Genomic DNA, 17,068 nt, shown 5'->3' on the forward strand with positions numbered 1-17,068 from the left:
ACCTCATTCAGGATCGCGCACCGAGTTGACCACCTCTTCCGCATTGCAGCCGATTTCTTCCATGCAGATCGCTCCGAGCGTCTTGAGCAGCGACGCCGGCTCTTCGCTTTCCAAGACGCGGTTGGCATGCATCGACGTGATCACCGTGCGGGAGGGTAGCGCCGCGGTGAAGCCGCTGCCTTCTGGGACCACGACCCAGACAATGGCGGCCTCAGCGTCAAAAACACGTTGGGTGAGCGCACCTATGCGGGCTTTCAGGCTGGCTTCCACTGATTTCGGCACCTGCCCTGCCTGGACAACGCACATCACTGGGATCACCCCTTCTTGGCCTTCCTGCGGGTATGAAGGGCACTTAGACATGAAACTTCGTGGGAATTGGCGTGCTGCCGGTGTGGGTCCCCCGGCGCGTTTGATTTGCGCCGGGAGGAATGGCTTTTGTGATCAGCCCAAAGCGATCTGACCCGAGAGGTCTCATTTGATCAGATAGAGCGTCAGCTCCGGTATGAACGTCACCATCATCAACGCAAGAAGCATCAAGAGGATGAAGGGCACCACAGACAGGCTGACCTCGGCAAAGCGCTTTTTGAAGGCGCCTGAGGCAACCAAGAGATTGAGGCCAATGGGCGGCGTCAACAGGCCGATCTCCAAGTTGATGATCATGATGATGCCAAGCTGGATCGGGTGCACACCAAAGTGCTGCGCCGCCGCCAGCATGACCGGCGCAAGCAGCAGGACCGCCGACACCACATCAATCAGACAGCCCACCAGCAACAGCGCCACATTGAGCGCAAGCAGGAAGGCGATCTTGCTGGAAATCACGGTTTGCAGCCACTCTGCAAAGGCGCCGGGAATGCCTTCGATGGCCAGCACCGATTTCAGCGACAGGGCCACGGCCACAATCGGGAAAAGTGTGCCGAGCATCACCGCCGTTGAGACCGCCTCGTCAAAGAAATCTTTGGCCGAGAGTTCGCGATAGACCAGAAGCTCCACCAAGATGGCATAGCCCACGGCCACAGCCGCCGCCTCGGTTGGTGAGAAATAGCCGGTGTAGATGCCGCCAAGCAGGATCACCGGGGTCATCAGCGCAAAGATCCCTTTGCGCACCGCCTCAGCCAGCCGCGCCACAGAGAATGTGCCGCGCTCGTTGCCGAGATTGGTGGTCATGCCGTAGATCGCAAAAATCGCGGTCAGCAGAATGCCCGGAATGATCCCTGCGAGGAAGAGGTTTGCCACATTGGTTTCGGTGACAATCCCGTAGATGATCAGCGGGATCGACGGCGGGATCAGAATGCCCAGCGTGCCCGCCGAGGTGACCGCGCCGATGGCGAATTTTTCGGTGTAGCCGGCTTCTTTGAGCGCCGGATACATGACCACGCCCACCGCCAGCAATGTGGCCGCTGAGGAGCCGGAAACGGCTGCAAACAGCGCGCAGGACAGCACCGAAGCAATGCCAAGCCCGCCGGGCATCCAATCGGTCGCTGCGCGCACCATGGCGATGAGATCACGTGCGATAGAGCCGCGCGACATCAGCTTGCCTGCGATGATATACATCGGGATCGCCAGCAGGACGTGGTTGTCCATCGAGGACCAGAGGTCTTCGACCACATAAAGGATATCACCACCGGCCCAGACCAGCTGGATATAGGCGGTCACCACCAGAAGAATGAGAATGACGTTCTGGCGCAGGATCAATAGGCCCAGAACGATGCCAATCAGAATGAGAGCGTCCATATCAAGCGGTCCTCAGCTCGTCTTTTGCCTGAGGATTCAGTGCAAATATGGCGTGTTTGATGGCAGAGGAGATCATCGCGTAAGGCACCACGATCTGCACCGGCCAGAGCATCAGATTAACAACCGGCACACGGTCGCCAAAATCGCGGGATTCCAGAACGAACTCCACCGCGTAGTAAGCAATCACAGCAAAAAGCACCGCCGAGACCAGATCTCCGATCCGGTCAATGGCTTTGAAGCGCAGAACACCATCGGCAAATTCTGGCCGGAAATGCGCACCGCGCCCGGTGGCGAGCGTCAAACCGATCATACCCGCAAGGATGCTGCACAGGATTGCGGTCTGTTGGGCGCCCCAGAGGGATTGGGAGAAAAACTCACGCGCGACAACATCCGCCAGCAATAGCAAAGTGGTGGCGGCATAAGCCGCCGCCGCCACAATGGCCTCTGCTTTCATCAGAAAACGTAGAAGCAACATCATAGACTTCAGGAACCACAAGCCACTTTGGCCGCATTGATCTGCTCCAGAATGGAGACAGCCTTCGGACCAAGCTGCTCTGCCAGCTCTTCGCGCAGACCATCCGCAGAGGCGCGCCATTCCGCCGCTTCCTCATCGCTCAGACGCGCAACAGACAGCCCAGCACCTTCAAGTTTGCCCAAGAGCGCGCCTTCGGCCCCAAGAACTGCCGCAGACAGCGCCGCGCCACCTTCAGTGAAGGCAGACAGCCATTCTTTTTCCTGATCGCTCAGCTTGTTGTAGCTGCGCTGAGACACGGCCACGGTGCCAATCAGGCGGGTGTGGTTACTGACGGTGACATTGGGCGCAACTTTATGCGTGCCGATCGCGATGCCAAAAACGCCGGGCAGGAAGGCCGCTTCGACGTTGCCGGTTTGCAGTGCCGGGATGGTGTCAGAGGTACCCATTGGCACGCCAACCGCACCGATCTTGCGGGCAAAGAGCTCGTCTGCGGTGGTGGCGGCCACGCGGACCTTGCGGCCTTCGAGCGCGGATGGGGTGCGTGCCTCGTCTTTGGAGAAGACGATGTAGTTGCCAACTTCCATCCATGTCAGCGGCTCCAGACGGGCTTCGCGCAGGCTTGGGCCGAGAATTTCGCTCAGGTGGTTGAAGGCCACACAGCTGCCCTGTTCAACGCTGTCATAGAGGAAAGGCGAAGACACCAGATCCATCTCCTGGCCGATCAGGGACAGCGGAATGTTGGACACAAGCACCAGATCGACGCGGCCTTTCATGCCTTGGCGCAGGATGGTCTGCTCATCACCCAGCTGCGCATCGCCGATGACTTCGATTTTCATCTCGCCGCCGGACTCTTCTTCAATCTTTTTCGCCACGCCCTGTGCCCACTGACCCCATGGGGACGACAGCGGCGCAACGGTGGCCAGTTTCAAAGTGGTTTCCGCAAGCGCTGTGCTGCTCATAACGCCCAACGCGAGCGCACAGGTGGTGGCGAATTTGGTAAATTTCATCGGCTTACTCCTCGTTCTTATCCGATCGGAGGAAGGCAGATTGAAAAACCGCTGTGCATTGCAAGCTCTTGCTATCACATCATAAAAAAGCTCTCCCTCAAGCGCAGATATGCTTAAGGTTGGCTTGATGCGATCACGCAGACAAATGCTGCGCGGCCTGCCCCAACGTTTTTCAGACGCCTCCCTGGTCCTCCATCGGTATTTATGCTGGAGAGCGAAATTGGATGCTATGTCGCCATAGGCCAGAATTTTGACAATTTAGGACACGGGAAAATTACCGAAGTGGGGCCGCACAAAACCGGTTCCATGTGTCGCCCGATTGGTTTGAGCGCCCACTTGAGCGCGGAAACACTGTGACATTTCAGAGCGTTGTGCAGATGTGTGAAAGGGAACTTTCCGAGCTAAGCCAGCAAAATGCCATCTCCGCTCAGGTCCGCAATACTCTGCTGCAAAGCGGTTGCTTGTCCTCCAGCATGGAAGAGATTGCCGACCGCATGAACCTCACGAGCCGCACCCTGCGCCGCCACCTGAAGCGCGAAGAAACCACCTTTAGCGAGATTGTCGACATGACGCGCACCGAACTTGCGGTGAAATACTTGCGCGAGGCGGATCTGAGCATCGAAGAGATCGCCCGTGTTCTGGGCTTCTCGGAAACCGCAAGCTTTGTGCGCGCCTTTAAACGCTGCACCGGCAAGACCCCCAAAGCCTACCGGATTTCTGGGTAAGATCACGCGCCAAGGTGCGGGCTTTTAGCTGTCCGAGGACGGCGCATAGGCTGCCGGATCCACATGGCTTGGGCGGCCGGGCAGCGACAACTCTGTCACCTGCGGGGCGTTCTGTGCAATCACCTTACCGCTGCGGATCACGGCCAGACGATGCGCCCGCAGGCGGATCGCTTCAATCGGGTCTTGGGCCTGCAAGAGCACCATATTGGCGCGACAGCCCGGGGCCAGACCGTATCCTTCCAGCCCCATGATTTTGGCCGAATTGGTGGTCACAGCCTCAAAACACCAGGCCATATCCTCGCGGCTGGAGAGCTGCCCCACATGCAACCCCATGAAGGCCACATCAAGCATGTCTGCCTTACCGAGCGAATACCACGGGTCCATCACACAGTCAGAGCCAAAGCCCACGGTGATGCCCGCATCACGCAGCTCGCGCACACGGGTCTGGCCTCGGCGCTTGGGATAGGTGTCATGACGGCCCTGCAACATGATGTTGATCAGCGGATTGGGGATCGCGTGCACCCCTGCTTCGACCATCAAGGGGATCAGCTTGGACACGTAGTAGTTGTCCATCGAGTGCATGGAGGTCAGGTGCGAGCCTGCCACCCTGCCCTGCAGCCCCAGCCGCTGTGTCTCATAGGCCAGCGTTTCGATGTGGCGGCTGTGCGGATCGTCACTTTCGTCGCAATGCATGTCGACCATCAACCCGCGCTCTACCGCAACCTCACAAAGCTGGCGCACGGACTCTGCGCCATCGGCCATGGTGCGCTCAAAATGCGGGATGCCGCCGACCACATCCACACCCATATCAAGCGCGCGAATGGTGTTGGCCATCGCTGTCGGGTCGCGCAGCACGCCATCCTGCGGGAAGGCCACGAGCTGCAAATCAATGTAGTCTTTGACCTGCTCGCGCACCTCCAGCAGCGCCTGAACCCCTTTCAGTTCGTCATCGCAGGTGTCCACATGGGTGCGGATCGCACCAAGCCCCATAGAGGCCGCCAGATCGCAATAGCGTATGGCGCGTGCGATGATGTCCTCAACGCTTTGGATCGGCTTCAACTCGCCCCAAAGCGCGATGCCTTCCAGCAAGGTGCCAGAGACATTCATGCGCGGCGTGCCAAGCGACAGCGTGGCGTCCATGTGAAAATGCGGATCCACAAAGGGCGGCGACACAAGGTTTCCGCCTGCGTCGATCACCTCCTTGGCCTCAGCTGTGATGCCCGCCTCAACAGCGGCAATCATTCCGCCTTTCACGGCGATGTCCTGCCCCTTGCGCCCATCCGGCAGCGTGGCGTTTTTGACAATCAGATCAAACATCTCTCAATCCTCAACGTTGGCCTTTGAACCATGGCGCCAGAAGCGCGCGCGGATAATCAGCGCGGCGGGCGGCCACAACAAGGGCAATAATGGACAACACATAGGGTGCGGCCAGAAACGCCTGGCTTGGGATTACGGCTCCAACCTCGGTTTGCAGGCGCACCTGCAGCGCATCAAATGCCCCAAACAACAACGCCCCCAGTAGCGCTTTTCCCGGCCGCCAGCTTGCGAAAATCACAAGCGCAATGCAGATCCAGCCGCGCCCGTTCACCATGCCAAAGAAGAAAGCATCAAAGGCCGACATGGTGAGGAACGCGCCGCCAAGCGCCATTAGCGCAGAGCCGGCCACAACCGCGCCAATCCGCAGACCGTAGACAGAAAGACCCTGCGCATCAACACTGTCCGGATTGTCGCCCACGGCCTGAAACGCAACGCCAAGCGGGGTGCGGTACAGCACATACCAAATGACCACGACCATCAGCAGCGCGAGCCAGGTCAGCGCTGTCTGTTGAAACAGCATAGGCCCCAGAAACGGCAAGTCAGACAGCACCGGAATATCAAGCGCACGGAAGGGCTCGATGCGTGGTGGTGAAGAGACATTGGGCAAGGCGGTGCGGTAGGTGAAATAGCTCACTGAGGTCGCAAACAGCGTCACTCCGAGGCCCGAAACGTGTTGGCTGAGGCCCAGTGGCACGGTCAGCAATGCGTGAATGAGGCCAAAGAAAGCCCCCGCTCCTGCGGCGACCAAGACCCCGCCCCAAAGACCTGCGCCCAGCCAGACAGCCATCCACCCCGACATGGCGCCAGCCACAAAAATCCCTTCGATACCAAGGTTTAACACGCCAGACTTCTCACAAAGAAGCGCACCAAGAACGCCGAAGATCAGCGGGGTTGCGATGCGCAGAGAGGCGGCCCAGAAGCTTTCACTCAACAGGATGTTCAGAATATCCATCATGCGACTTCTCCTTTGCCGGAAGTCACGCGCGCGATGCGGAACCGGGCGAAGAAACCTCCGATTAGCACGCAGAGCAAAGACATCGCCACCACCAGATCCGCCAGATATGACGACACGCCCATGGCGCGGCTCATGGAATCTGCCCCAACAAAGACCGACGCAATGAACAAAGCGGAGATCACCACGCCCACCGGCGACAGCCCCGCGAGCATCGCAACCACAATGCCGGTGTAGCCAAAGCCTGGAGAGAGATCGGCGGTCAAATAACCTTTCAGACCCGCCACTTCGCTCACGCCAGCCATGCCAGCCAGCGCACCGGAGACAATGGCGACGCTCATCATGGTGCGGTTTACCGGGATACCTGCATGGCGTGCGGCAGCGGCGTTTTCACCAACCGCGCGCAATTTGAAGCCCCAAACAGACCGCGTGAGCATGAATTGCGCCACCACCGCACAGACGAGCGCAATGATCAGCCCGCTGTGCACGCGCATCCGCTCCATCAGCGGCGGCAACATGCCTTGATCCAGAATGGGTGCGCTTTGTGGCCAGCCCAGCCCCATCGGATCCTGCAAGGGACCTTCCAGCATATATTGCAGGAAAATCAAGATGATGAAGTTCAAAAGCAAAGTGGTCACCACCTCATCCGCACCAAAGCGGGTCTTCAGCGCAGTGGAGGCCACCATGCCTGCTGCCCCCGCAGCACAGCCGCAGAGAATGATGGTTGGAACCAACACAATGGCGGGCACATCAAGAAACCCGGCGCCCACGGCCACGGCGGCCATGGCACCAAGATAAAGCTGGCCTTCGGCACCAATGTTCCAGAGCCGCGCGCGGAACGCGAGTGCTGCGGCAAGTCCGGTGAAGATCAAAGGCGTCGCGCGGGTCAGCATTTCGGTGAAAGCAAATGTGGAGCCAAAGACTCCTCGGAACATTTCGCCGTATGCCGTGGCAACATTGGCTCCGGCAAACATCAACGGCACCGCGGCTAAGGCCAAGGCTATCAAGGCTGACAGCACCGGAATGCCCAGTGTCAAAGCGCGCGATGGCGCATTTCGTGGCTCGATGCGGATCATTCGTATTCTCCTGCCATCATCAGGCCGATTTCCTCTCGGTCTCTTGTAAAGGCTTCGATCAGCTCACCGTCGTGGATCACCATGATCCGATCCGACAGGCCAAGCAGCTCGTCCAGATCTTCGGAGATCAGCACCACTCCGGCCCCTTGTTTGCGCGCCTCAAGCAAGCGCCGCGCCACCTCAGCAGCAGCCCCCATATCAAGGCCCCGCGTCGGCTGGTTGGCCAGAATGAGCTTGGGCGATTGTTCAAACACCCGCGCCAGAATGAGCTTCTGGATATTGCCGCCTGACAGCAGCCGTGCCCGCGCACTCACACCCGGGCCGCGCACGTCATAGGCTTCCGTCAAACGCGCGGCGTTCTCAGAAATCGCCTCGCGTTTCAGAATGCCGCCGGACTGCACCTCAGGGTCATTCAACCGCTCGATCACCATGTTCTCGGCCACACTCATGGAGCCGACGATGCCGTCATGGTGGCGATCTTCGGGGATGCGCCCCACACCCGCTTTGATCATCGCAGAGGGGTTTCCATGGGCAATCACTTCGCCGTCGATTTTAAACACGCCGTTGCTCGGGATGTTCAGGCCAGAGATCAGCCCGGCGAGCGCGCTTTGCCCGTTGCCTGACACACCGGCAATACCAAGGATTTCATGGCGTGCGACTTGAAAACTTACGTTGGTCAGGCTGTCGCGTTTTGAGCGGCCCGTCACCGAGACATTTTCCAGAGTCATGATAGGTGCGCCCGGCGCCATCTCCTCGCGCTGGGTTTCGGGCGTGTCCGCGCCCACCATCATTCGCGCAATGCTGCGTTCATCCGCATCTTTGGTGGCGATCTCGCCCACCTTCACACCATGGCGCAGCACCGCGATGCGATGGGAAAACGCAAGCACTTCGCGCAGCTTGTGAGAAATGAAGATCACAGACAATCCGCGCTTGGTCATCGCGCCGATGTTCTCAAAAAGCGTGTCCGCTTCTTGCGGCGTCAACACAGCGGTCGGCTCATCCAGCACCAGAATGCGCACATCGCGGTAAAGCGCCTTCAGGATCTCGACACGCTGCCGTTCCCCCACTGACAACCGCCCGACAGGCACATCCAGAGCGACCTGCAAGCCTGTGTCAGACATGATCTTTTCGATCTTACTGCGTGCCATTGCACTGTCGCGACGCAGCCGCCAAAGCGGCTCTGAGCCGAGCACGATATTATCGAGCGCATTGAGGTTTTCGGCCAAGGTAAAGTGCTGGTGCACCATGCCGATGCCCGCAGAGAGCGCCGCCTGCGGATGGCCCAGCGTGAGTGGCTCAATCGCGCCAATTTCGTTGCGCACATCAATGGCGCCGCTGTCCGGCAAATAGTGGCCGAAAAGCATATTCATCAACGTGGTTTTGCCTGCGCCGTTTTCACCAAGCAGCGCCAGCACCTCACCCTGATGCAAATCAAGGCTCACGTCGTCATTGGCCACAACCGAGCCAAATCGCTTGGAGAGCCCTTTGAGGGATAGAACAATTGTCTGTGTCATGGATGTGTGAGGCCGGCGGATGGCCGGCCTCCTATGTCATCAGTTGTCAGACACGGGGCGTGCGTCGTTCACGTTCACACGGAACAGGCCGTCCATGATCTCGGTCTCCTTGGCACGCACAGCGTCGACCACCTCGGCAGGCACCAAGGCTTCATCCAGCACCAGAGAGCCGCCGCCGTAAGCCATGTAGCTGTATTGACCATAGTCTGCGGCCTCAAAGCTTCCACCTTTGACGTTGGCGATGGCTTTGTCGATGGTGGCTTCCATGTGCCACAGGGCTGAGGCCAGAATGGTGCCCGGATAGTCACCGGAGGTGTCAATTACGTTGCCCACGGCCTTCACGCCGCGTTCCACAGCCGCGTCAGACACGCCAAAGCGCTCGGCATACATCACGTCCGCGCCCGCATCCATCATCGCAAACGCGCTCTCTTTGGCTTTGGGTGGATCATACCAGCTGTCGATGAAGTTCACGATGAACTTAACCTCTGGGTTCACTTCGCGCGCACCGTCCATGAAGGCATGCATCAGGCGGTTCACCTCAGGGATCGCGTAGCCACCGACCATGCCGATCACATTGCTCTCCGTTGCCTTGCCCGCAATCATGCCGGACAGATAGCTCGGCTCGTGAATCCAGTTGTCAAAAACCGAGAAATTCGGTGCGACCGGACCAAAGGACGACCCCATCAGGAAGGCGGTTTCAGGATAATCCTTCGCCACTTTGCGCGCCGCGCGCTCCAGACCAAAGACTTCGCCAACAACCAGCTGTGCGCCCTGCTCCGCATATTCGCGCATCACGCGCTCATAGTCGGAGTTGGCCACGTTTTCAGAGAATGTGTACTCGATATCGCCGCGCTCAGCCGCTGCGTTCAGCGCCTTGTGAATGCGGCTGATCCACTGTTGCTCGACCGGCAGCGTGTAGATCGCCGAGACTTTCACCGCGTCTGCCACTGCCGCACCTGCGCCAGCGATCAAACCAAAGCCCAATGCCGACGCCAGCAATAAGCGCCGGTTTAAATTGCCTATTTTATTCATCTTTTTCCCCTGTTGGTGGCTTGTGAAACAACCGTTCGTGTTTTTACTTCTTGGTCAAGTTTCAGGTAGGAGCACGTTAACACATTTCCTCCGCCGCCCAAGAACTTTGCCAAAAAAAATGGCACAGCTCAAAATATGCGCGTTTCGAAAGGGGATGCAGAGATCGGGGCAGCTCATGTCCTGCGAGTTCGTTTTTCCGAAAACTAGCCTTCGGCAATGGCCCTGACAGCTTCAGAAACAGCACGTTCGGTCAGCGCCAGATCAGCTTCTGTCAGCGCTAGCGACGGGTAGAGTTTTCCCGGAGATTTGAACACGCCATGAGCGCGCAAGGTGGCATTATAGAGCGCATTTTGTTGCGGCACATCGTGCTGCGCGCTGCGATAATCCCGGCAAGGGGACCCGGTGAAATAGAGATCAAACAACGTTTCATCTCCGACGATCTGATGACTGATCCCAGCGGAGGTGAGCGCATCGCGTTGCATCTCTTGCAGCCTGCGCCCGGTTTCACGCAGCTTGTCATAAGTGCCTTCCCGCAGCAGCACCTCCATGGTCTTCAGCCCGGCTGTGGCCGCGACAGGATTGCCGGACAATGTACCAAGCTGCATGAGCCATTTTTCCGGGCCGATGACGGGCTTGTCAAAATGCGCCATGATCTCGCGACTGGCCCCAAGAGCGGCGAGCGGAAAGCCGCCCCCGATGATTTTGCCAAGGGTGCAAATATCTGGTGTCACGCCATAGCGCTCCTGCGCACCGCCATAAGCCAGCCGAAATCCGGTGACAATTTCATCAAAGATCAGCAACACGTGGTGCTCGTCACAGAGCGCGCGCAGCCCCTGCAAGAAACCTGCCTCCGGCGGGATGATACGCTGCAGTGGCTCCACAATGATTGCCGCGATATCCGCATGCTCTGAGAGCAGCGCCGCCACGGCGTCCAGATCATTAAAGGGCGCGATCAGCATCTGATCCGCCACGCCTTGCGGAATGCCTGCACTGTCCGGCACAGCTTGCGGAAAGTTCACGCGCTTACTTGGGGCAAGGCTCATCTGCGCCTCTGCACTCATCCCGTGATAGCCACCCTCAAACTTCAGGATCTTGTCGCGCCCGGTATAGGCCCGCGCCAGACGGATGGCGTACATATCCGCCTCTCCGCCAGAGGTGACAAATCGCACCTGCTCACAACAAGGCACAGCCTCCACGATCGCTTCTGCCAGTTCGATGCCTTTGGCGTTGTTGGCAAAAAACGTCATGCCCTTTGGAAGTTGCTCAAGCACGGCCTCCATAACTTCCGGATGGCCATGACCCAAAAGCATCGGACCGGAGCCAATCAGATAGTCGACGTATTCCTTGCCGTTTTCATCCCAAACCCGGCTGCCCTCACCACGTGCGATGATGATGTCAGCGTCAAAATTGCCAAATCCCGCCGATGGCAAAACTTCCTGCGCGCGCGCGATCCACTCCGCTTGGCTATGCACTCTGTTCATCATTCACTCCAGCTCTAAAATTGGCGATCCCAAGACATCCAGATCCGGTGCTACCCCCAATCCCGGTCCTTCCGGCGGCGCAATGCGGCCCGCGCTGCGTGTTGGCGCCTCAGGGTACAGCCGTGGGCTGACGTAGCCTGAAAGATCACAGGTGTTAAGCAGCGCGCCTTTGGGAGTTGAGGTCGCAAAATGCAGCGCTGCAGCGGTCACAATGTCTGATCCCCAGGTGCATTCCGAGCAGATCTCTGCGCCCAGATGCACCGTGAGATCCCGTGCGCGGCGCATGGCAGACAGCCCGCCAAACTTGGAGAGTTTCAAGGCCACCGCATCCAGAATGCCAAGCTCATGGGCACGCAACAGTGAGGCCAGATCATGCGCACCTTCATCCAGTTTCATCGGCAAACCTGTGGCCTGTCGCACGGCTGCGCAGTCCTCTAGCGTCTTGCAGGGCTGCTCCAGCATCACATCCAGATGCGCCACCGCCCGCCCGGTGCGCGTGGCCTGCAGGCGTGTCGCTCCGCAGTTCCAGTCGCCATAGACAATTGGTCCCATGCCCACCGCCTCGCGCACTTTGATCAGACGTTCCGCATCCGCTTGCCAATCTGCATCCGCGCCCAGCTTCACCTGAAACTGCCGGATGCCTGTGGCGTAGGCTTCCTTGGCAATCCGCGCCATCTCCACCGGCGCAATACAGGTGATCGAATGATAAAGCGGCATATCTCGCCGCGTGCGCCCGCCCAGTAAGGCATAGAGCGGTTGCCCCGTGATCTGACCCCAAAGGTCCCAAAGCGCGATATCAACGAGGGATTTGGCGTGCGGATGGCCGATCAGATGGGCGTCCAGTCGATGCATCAGCGCATCCACGCCTGCCAGCTCGGCCCCGAGGATTTCCGGCGCCATTTCGACAATCGCACTGGGTACACCCTTTGCAAAGGCAGGCAGGTAATGCGGGATCGGGCAGACCTCGCCCCACCCTTTCAGGCCCTCATTTGTCTCAAGACACAGCACATGGCTTTCCACGGTTGTGCAGCTTTTGCCCTCAGCCATGTAGTAGTTTTCATGGCTGGTCAGGTCCACGGACCAGAGCGAAAGCTTGACTACGGACATGTGACCACCTCGCGCGCATCCGCTCTAGGGCGCAGGCTGTCCGGATCATAGGCCGGTTGCCCAAGCACACGCGCCTGTCGCGGCTGCCCATGAATGACCACCTCCAGATCTGTGCCAGGTGCTGCGGCAGGAGGTTTCACATAGGCAAAGGCGAGAATTTTGCCGACAGTTGGCCCATATGCGACAGAGCTAGTTGCCCCGACCACCCCACCTTTGTGCAGAATCGCCTCACCGCCATGGCCGTCAATCTGCCCGTCCGGCTCAATTTCGAGGTAAGCACAGACCCAAGGCAGATCATGATTCAGGGTCATCTCCCGTCCGAGAAACGCTTTGTTTGCGCGCACAAACCGCAACACGTCTGCCTCCGCCAATGTGACCTCATTGGTCAGCTCGCCCGCGCCTTTGAAGCCCTTCTCCATGCGCATCACGTTCATGGCGAAGCTACCATAATCCGCGATCCCATGCGGCGCGCCAGCAGCCCAAAGCGCGTTGTAAACGTCCAGACAGGCTTGGGCAGGCATGTGCAACTCCCAGCCCAGCTCCCCAGCATAAGACATGCGCAGCGCCCAGACCTGATGCCCCGCGACGGTAATCTCTTGAGCAGACAGCCAGCGGAACGCAGCGTTGGACAAGTCTGCCTCGGTACAAGCGCCCAGCACGTCTCGGCTTTTTGGTCCGTTGAGTGACAACGCCGCCCAGACTTCTGAAAGCGGCGTCACCACCACCTGCTCCCCGGTGCGGTTGTGCGCCAGATGGTCCAGAAGGCGTTGTTCAAAAAACGCAGCACAAACAAGATAATACCGATCTTTATTCATGCGTAGAATGGTCGTTTCCAGCTCGATCCGGCCCCGCTTATTGAGCATATGGGTGAGCGTGATTGCCCCATCTTTCTGCGGCATTCGATTGGCGGTCAGCCTGTCCAAAAGCGCGTTGGCATCCGGGCCCGACACCTCAACTTTGGTAAACGCCGTGACATCCATAACGCCGACCCGTTCCCGTACCGCCTTAACCTCCGCAGCGACGACGTCGTCCACTGCCGAGCGACGGAAGGAGTAGTGATCCTGCTGCGCCACGCCACCCCGCGCAAACCAGCGCGGGCGCTCAAAGCCATAGACCTCTTCATGCACCGCGCCTTTGGCCTTCAGCGTGTCATAGAGAGGAGAGGGTTTGATCGGTCGCCCCGCCAAGCGGTTGTAATGCGGAAAAGGGATCTCATGGCGCAGGCAATAATCCTCATGCGCCTTGATCACCTGCCAGTCTTTGTGGGCGTAGCTGCCAAAGCGGCGCGGATCAAACTCCCGCATAGAGATATCCGCCGCGCCATGCACCATCCAGCGCGCCAGCTCCCGTGTCAGCCCCGGCCCCCAGCCAATGCCGATTTGCGTGCCACAACAGCACCAGTAATTGCGCACACCCGGCGCAGGTCCGATCAGCGGGTTGCCATCCGGCGGATGGCTGATCGCGCCGTGGACCTCGCGCTGGATGCCCAATTCCGCAAAAATTGGCATACGGTTTAGGCTTTCCTCAAGCCAGGGCATCACGCGGTCATAATCCGCGTCAAACAGCCAGTTTTCATAGTCCCAAGGGCAGTGATCATGCCATACAGAATTCGGATTGTTCTTCTCGTAAATCCCGATCAGCCCGCGTTTCTGCTCCATGCGAATATAGCCCGAGACCTTACGATCATCGCGGATCACAGGCAGTTCGCGCTCAAGCGCTGCAAACTCCGGCACAGGTTCGGTGACAAAGTAATGGTGCGTCATCGAGGTCATCGGCAGCTGCAGCTCAGACCATTCGCCCATCTGCCGCGCATAGGTGCCCCCGGCATTCACCACATGCTCACAGCGGATTGTGCCCTGCTCGGTTTCAACCAGCCATTCGCCACTTGGTGTCTGTGTGATGTTGGTAGCACGGCAATGGCGGATGATCCGCACGCCCTTTTGACGCGCGCCTGCCGCCATGGCCATGGTCACATTTGTAGGATCCACATGGCCATCATCCGGCGTGTGCAGAGCGCCCAGAACGCCCTCAAGATTATAGAACGGATGGTGTTTGGCGATCTCATCCGGCCCGACCAGCGAGATATTGAACCCCAGCGCGCGGCCCACCGACAGCGTGTGGCGCAGCCAATCCATTTCATCTTCGTTATAGGCCAGCCGGAAAGAGCCACAGCCATGCCATGTCACGGGCTGGCCGGTTTCAGCCTCAAGCGCGCCGGAATAGAGCCCAATGTTATAGTCCACACATTTGCCAAGGCCAAAGCTGGAGGTCGAATGGGTGATCTGGCCCGCCGCGTGCCAGGTGCTGCCGCTGGTCAACTCGGCCTTCTCAAGCAGAACTGTCTCTGTGCCCCAGCCTTCGTGACCCAGATGATAGGCCAACCCAACGCCCATCACACCGCCACCGACAATGACCACCCGTGCCTGAGTAGGAAATTCCGTTGCCACGTCCGCTTCCTCCTAGCGCATTTTTCTCTCGACAGGCTAAGCGATCAAAAATACCATCGTCAATCATGAATGGTACAAATGTGTCAAATACGATTCTGGAGCGACTGGCGGAGGAACTGCCTGCGCTGACGCCAGAGACGCGCAAGGCGGCGACCTATGTTCTGGAAAACCCGCGCGATGTGGGCGTTTCCACCGTGCGTGAAATCGCCGAGGCCGCGAATGTGAAGCCCAACACCGTTGTGCGCATGGCACGGCAGGTGGGATTTGAAGGCTACGATGATTTCCGCGAACCGTTTCGCGAAGCGATCCGCCGCGGGGCTGCGGATTTCCCCGACCGTGCGCGTCTATTGCAGGACATTCAGAAATCCGGCGATCTGGGCGGGCTTTATGCGGATATGGTGCAAAGCACCCTGCACAATATTGAAGACAGCTTTGCCGGGATCAGTGCAGAACACCTTCACGCCGCCGCCAAAGCCATCTGGGCCGCCGACAATGTCTTTACACTCGGCGTGGGGGTCAACAATTCCAACGCTCGCAATTTCACCTATCTTGCCTCCACAGGCATGGTGCGGTTTCACGCGATTCCCAAACCGGGCTCCACGCCCATTGACGATCTGGCCTGGGCGGCAGGCAAAGATGTCCTGATCGCAATCACCTGCCGCCCTTACCGCTCTGAGGTGGTGCAGGCGGTGGAAACCGCGCGAGATCAGGGCATGTGCATCATCGCCCTGTCTGACAGCCCCGCAAGCCCGATCATCCGCGCCGCGGATCATGGCTTTCTTGTCTCCTGCGACACGCCACAGTTTTTCCCCTCCTCCGTCAGCATCATCGCGCTCTTGGAGACGCTTTTGTCCTTTGTGATTGCCGCTGCGAGCGACGAGGTGGTGGAGCGTGTCGAAACCTTTCACGCCCGCCGGCACAAACTGGGGCTTTATCATGAGGAAGGGTGATGGCTGACATTCTGCGCTCGCTGGAGGCTCGCTATTACACCGATCCGGAGGTCTTCCGGATCGAAAAACAGGGTCTTCTGGCGCAGACGTGGCAATTCGCCTGCCATACCTCGGACCTCCCCGACCCGGGCAGCTATGCAACCTTTGACATCGCGGGCGAGAGCCTCTTTGCCATCCGGGGTCAGGATCAGAAAATCCGCGTGTTCTACAATGTGTGCCAGCACCGCGCACACCAACTGGTGCAAGGTACAGGCCGCACCCGTGTTGTCGTCTGCCCCTATCACGCATGGACCTATGAGCTTACCGGTCAACTGCGTGCTGGCCCCAATCTAAAGGCCGTGGAAGGTTTCGATAAATCAACGGTTTGTCTGACGGAAGTTCAGGTAGAGGAGTTCCTGGGATTTCTCTTTGTGAACCTTGATCCAGAGGCGGCACCGATGGAGGAGTGGTTTCCAAACGCACGGGCCGAGCTCTCTGAATGGGTCCCCAATTGGGCAGACCTCAAACCTTTGGAATGGGTCGAAATTCCAGAGCGCTGCAACTGGAAGGTCTCAGTCGAAAACTACTCGGAATGCTATCACTGCGCGCTCAATCATCCGACCTTTGCAAGCGGCGTGGTGAAGCCTGAAACCTATGACATTCAGCCCCAAGGAAAATGCCTACGTCACACCACCGAATGCCAAAGCCTTGAGGACATGACCTATGACATCCACTCAGGCTTTGATCATTTTGACGAATATTCCAGCTGGTTTCTCTGGCCGATGTTTTCTTTTCAGGTCTACCCCGGCAATGTGCTGAACACCTATCACTGGCGCGCGGTGGATGCGGATCATGTGCTGGTCTGGCGCGGCTGGTATTCCGTTGGTGGCGCAGAGGATCCGAAGCTGCGCCAGCTTGCCCAGCAAGACCGCGACACAACGGTGGCTGAGGACATCACCTTGGTCGAATCCGTGCAGCGCGGCTTGCAATCGCGCGGGTATAAACCCGGCCCGCTGGTAGTCGATCCAAAGGGCGGCGTGAACTCCGAACATCCCGTCATGCACCTGCAACGCTGGATGCGCGCGGCCATTGACAAAGGCTCCTCCGGGTGACGCCTCTGAGGATTTCTGCGCAGCGGTGATTTTTTCATTTGACAGAGGGCCTTTGCAAACTTAATGGCCAGCGCAGTTTCGTGCAGCGATGTCGCTGAGAAATGGCTTGGGAGTGTGCTCAGATGAAATGGCTTCATCTTCGTAATGCGGGGCAAATAGAGCC

15 protein-coding genes are annotated in these 17,068 nt (G+C 58.6%); 3 read left to right on the plus strand and 12 right to left on the minus strand.

The features are described 5' to 3' along the window. Positions 1-3: 3 nt before the first annotated feature. From J7399_RS12700 to dctP, 4 genes are all read right to left on the minus strand, one after another. Positions 4-306: a hypothetical protein gene (locus tag J7399_RS12700; protein ID WP_209086686.1), complete on the minus strand. Its 303-nt coding sequence runs from the start codon at positions 304-306 to the stop codon at positions 4-6. Positions 307-471: 165 nt separating this feature from the next. Further along, positions 472-1,731 carry a TRAP transporter large permease subunit gene (locus J7399_RS12705; RefSeq protein WP_209086687.1) on the minus strand — a complete coding sequence of 420 codons (1,260 nt, stop codon included), beginning with the start codon at positions 1,729-1,731 and terminating at the stop codon, positions 472-474. A 1-nt stretch (position 1,732) separates the two neighbouring features. Next, positions 1,733-2,206, minus strand: coding sequence for a TRAP transporter small permease subunit (locus J7399_RS12710; protein ID WP_209086688.1), 474 nt, complete (start codon positions 2,204-2,206; stop codon positions 1,733-1,735). 8 nt (positions 2,207-2,214) lie between these two features. Beyond that, positions 2,215-3,213 (minus strand): TRAP transporter substrate-binding protein DctP, encoded by a 999-nt coding sequence (gene dctP, locus J7399_RS12715; RefSeq protein WP_209086689.1) that lies wholly within the window; start codon positions 3,211-3,213, stop codon positions 2,215-2,217. 353 nt (positions 3,214-3,566) lie between these two features. On the opposite strand from dctP, the gene J7399_RS21200 reads away from it, so the two are divergent. Then, a complete protein-coding gene (locus J7399_RS21200) occupies positions 3,567-3,938 on the plus strand; it encodes a helix-turn-helix transcriptional regulator (protein ID WP_209086691.1) in 372 nt (123 codons plus the stop codon). A gap of 24 nt (positions 3,939-3,962) precedes the next feature. Here J7399_RS21200 and J7399_RS12725 read toward each other — a convergent pair whose 3' ends face one another. The 8 genes from J7399_RS12725 to J7399_RS12760 form a co-directional block, all read right to left on the minus strand. Beyond that, a complete protein-coding gene (locus J7399_RS12725) occupies positions 3,963-5,255 on the minus strand; it encodes an amidohydrolase family protein (RefSeq protein ID WP_209086693.1) in 1,293 nt (430 codons plus the stop codon). A gap of 10 nt (positions 5,256-5,265) precedes the next feature. After that, positions 5,266-6,207 carry an ABC transporter permease gene (locus tag J7399_RS12730; RefSeq protein ID WP_209086838.1) on the minus strand — a complete coding sequence of 314 codons (942 nt, stop codon included), beginning with the start codon at positions 6,205-6,207 and terminating at the stop codon, positions 5,266-5,268. Further along, positions 6,207-7,280, minus strand: coding sequence for an ABC transporter permease (locus J7399_RS12735; RefSeq protein WP_348539471.1), 1,074 nt, complete (start codon positions 7,278-7,280; stop codon positions 6,207-6,209). The genes J7399_RS12730 and J7399_RS12735 overlap by 1 nt, the downstream gene beginning before the upstream one ends. Further along, the gene (locus tag J7399_RS12740; RefSeq protein WP_209086696.1) at positions 7,280-8,797 is read right to left on the minus strand and encodes an ABC transporter ATP-binding protein; all 1,518 of its coding nucleotides are present in this window, start codon (positions 8,795-8,797) and stop codon (positions 7,280-7,282) included. Before J7399_RS12740 ends, J7399_RS12735 begins: the two co-directional genes overlap by 1 nt. 39 nt (positions 8,798-8,836) lie before the next feature. After that, entirely contained in the window at positions 8,837-9,829 is a 993-nt protein-coding gene (locus tag J7399_RS12745) for a BMP family protein (protein WP_209086697.1), read from the minus strand. Positions 9,830-10,032: 203 nt separating this feature from the next. Then, on the minus strand, positions 10,033-11,310 hold the full coding sequence (locus tag J7399_RS12750) for an aminotransferase class III-fold pyridoxal phosphate-dependent enzyme (RefSeq protein ID WP_209086698.1): 1,278 nt from the start codon (positions 11,308-11,310) through the stop codon (positions 10,033-10,035). A 3-nt stretch (positions 11,311-11,313) separates the two neighbouring features. After that, positions 11,314-12,417: a mandelate racemase/muconate lactonizing enzyme family protein gene (locus J7399_RS12755; RefSeq protein WP_209086699.1), complete on the minus strand. Its 1,104-nt coding sequence runs from the start codon at positions 12,415-12,417 to the stop codon at positions 11,314-11,316. After that, positions 12,408-14,864 (minus strand): FAD-dependent oxidoreductase, encoded by a 2,457-nt coding sequence (locus tag J7399_RS12760; protein WP_209086700.1) that lies wholly within the window; start codon positions 14,862-14,864, stop codon positions 12,408-12,410. The genes J7399_RS12755 and J7399_RS12760 overlap by 10 nt, the downstream gene beginning before the upstream one ends. A 65-nt stretch (positions 14,865-14,929) precedes the next feature. On the opposite strand from J7399_RS12760, the gene J7399_RS12765 reads away from it, so the two are divergent. Next, positions 14,930-15,814, plus strand: a complete 885-nt coding sequence (locus tag J7399_RS12765) for a MurR/RpiR family transcriptional regulator (RefSeq protein WP_209086701.1) — start codon at positions 14,930-14,932, stop codon at positions 15,812-15,814. Continuing rightward, complete coding sequence (locus tag J7399_RS12770) at positions 15,814-16,905, plus strand: aromatic ring-hydroxylating dioxygenase subunit alpha (RefSeq protein ID WP_209086703.1); 1,092 nt, start codon at positions 15,814-15,816, stop codon at positions 16,903-16,905. Before J7399_RS12765 ends, J7399_RS12770 begins: the two co-directional genes overlap by 1 nt. Positions 16,906-17,068: the final 163 nt, after the last annotated feature.

Origin of the sequence: Shimia sp. R9_1, assembly GCF_017743775.1 — a bacterium.
GTDB lineage: Bacteria > Pseudomonadota > Alphaproteobacteria > Rhodobacterales > Rhodobacteraceae > Shimia.

Bases quoted from the DNA above. Each gene is read 5' to 3' on its own strand.
- J7399_RS12700 (WP_209086686.1), bottom strand. From the start codon at position 306: ATGTGCGTTGTCCAGGCAGGGCAGGTGCCGAAATCAGTGGAAGCCAGC.
- J7399_RS12705 (WP_209086687.1), bottom strand. From the start codon at position 1,731: ATGGACGCTCTCATTCTGATTGGCATCGTTCTGGGCCTATTGATCCTG.
- J7399_RS12710 (WP_209086688.1), bottom strand. From the start codon at position 2,206: ATGTTGCTTCTACGTTTTCTGATGAAAGCAGAGGCCATTGTGGCGGCG.
- dctP (WP_209086689.1), bottom strand. From the start codon at position 3,213: ATGAAATTTACCAAATTCGCCACCACCTGTGCGCTCGCGTTGGGCGTT.
- J7399_RS12725 (WP_209086693.1), bottom strand. From the start codon at position 5,255: ATGTTTGATCTGATTGTCAAAAACGCCACGCTGCCGGATGGGCGCAAG.
- J7399_RS12730 (WP_209086838.1), bottom strand. From the start codon at position 6,207: ATGGATATTCTGAACATCCTGTTGAGTGAAAGCTTCTGGGCCGCCTCT.
- J7399_RS12740 (WP_209086696.1), bottom strand. From the start codon at position 8,797: ATGACACAGACAATTGTTCTATCCCTCAAAGGGCTCTCCAAGCGATTT.
- J7399_RS12745 (WP_209086697.1), bottom strand. From the start codon at position 9,829: ATGAATAAAATAGGCAATTTAAACCGGCGCTTATTGCTGGCGTCGGCA.
- J7399_RS12750 (WP_209086698.1), bottom strand. From the start codon at position 11,310: ATGAACAGAGTGCATAGCCAAGCGGAGTGGATCGCGCGCGCGCAGGAA.
- J7399_RS12755 (WP_209086699.1), bottom strand. From the start codon at position 12,417: ATGTCCGTAGTCAAGCTTTCGCTCTGGTCCGTGGACCTGACCAGCCAT.
- J7399_RS12765 (WP_209086701.1), top strand. From the start codon at position 14,930: ATGAATGGTACAAATGTGTCAAATACGATTCTGGAGCGACTGGCGGAG.
- J7399_RS12770 (WP_209086703.1), top strand. From the start codon at position 15,814: ATGGCTGACATTCTGCGCTCGCTGGAGGCTCGCTATTACACCGATCCG.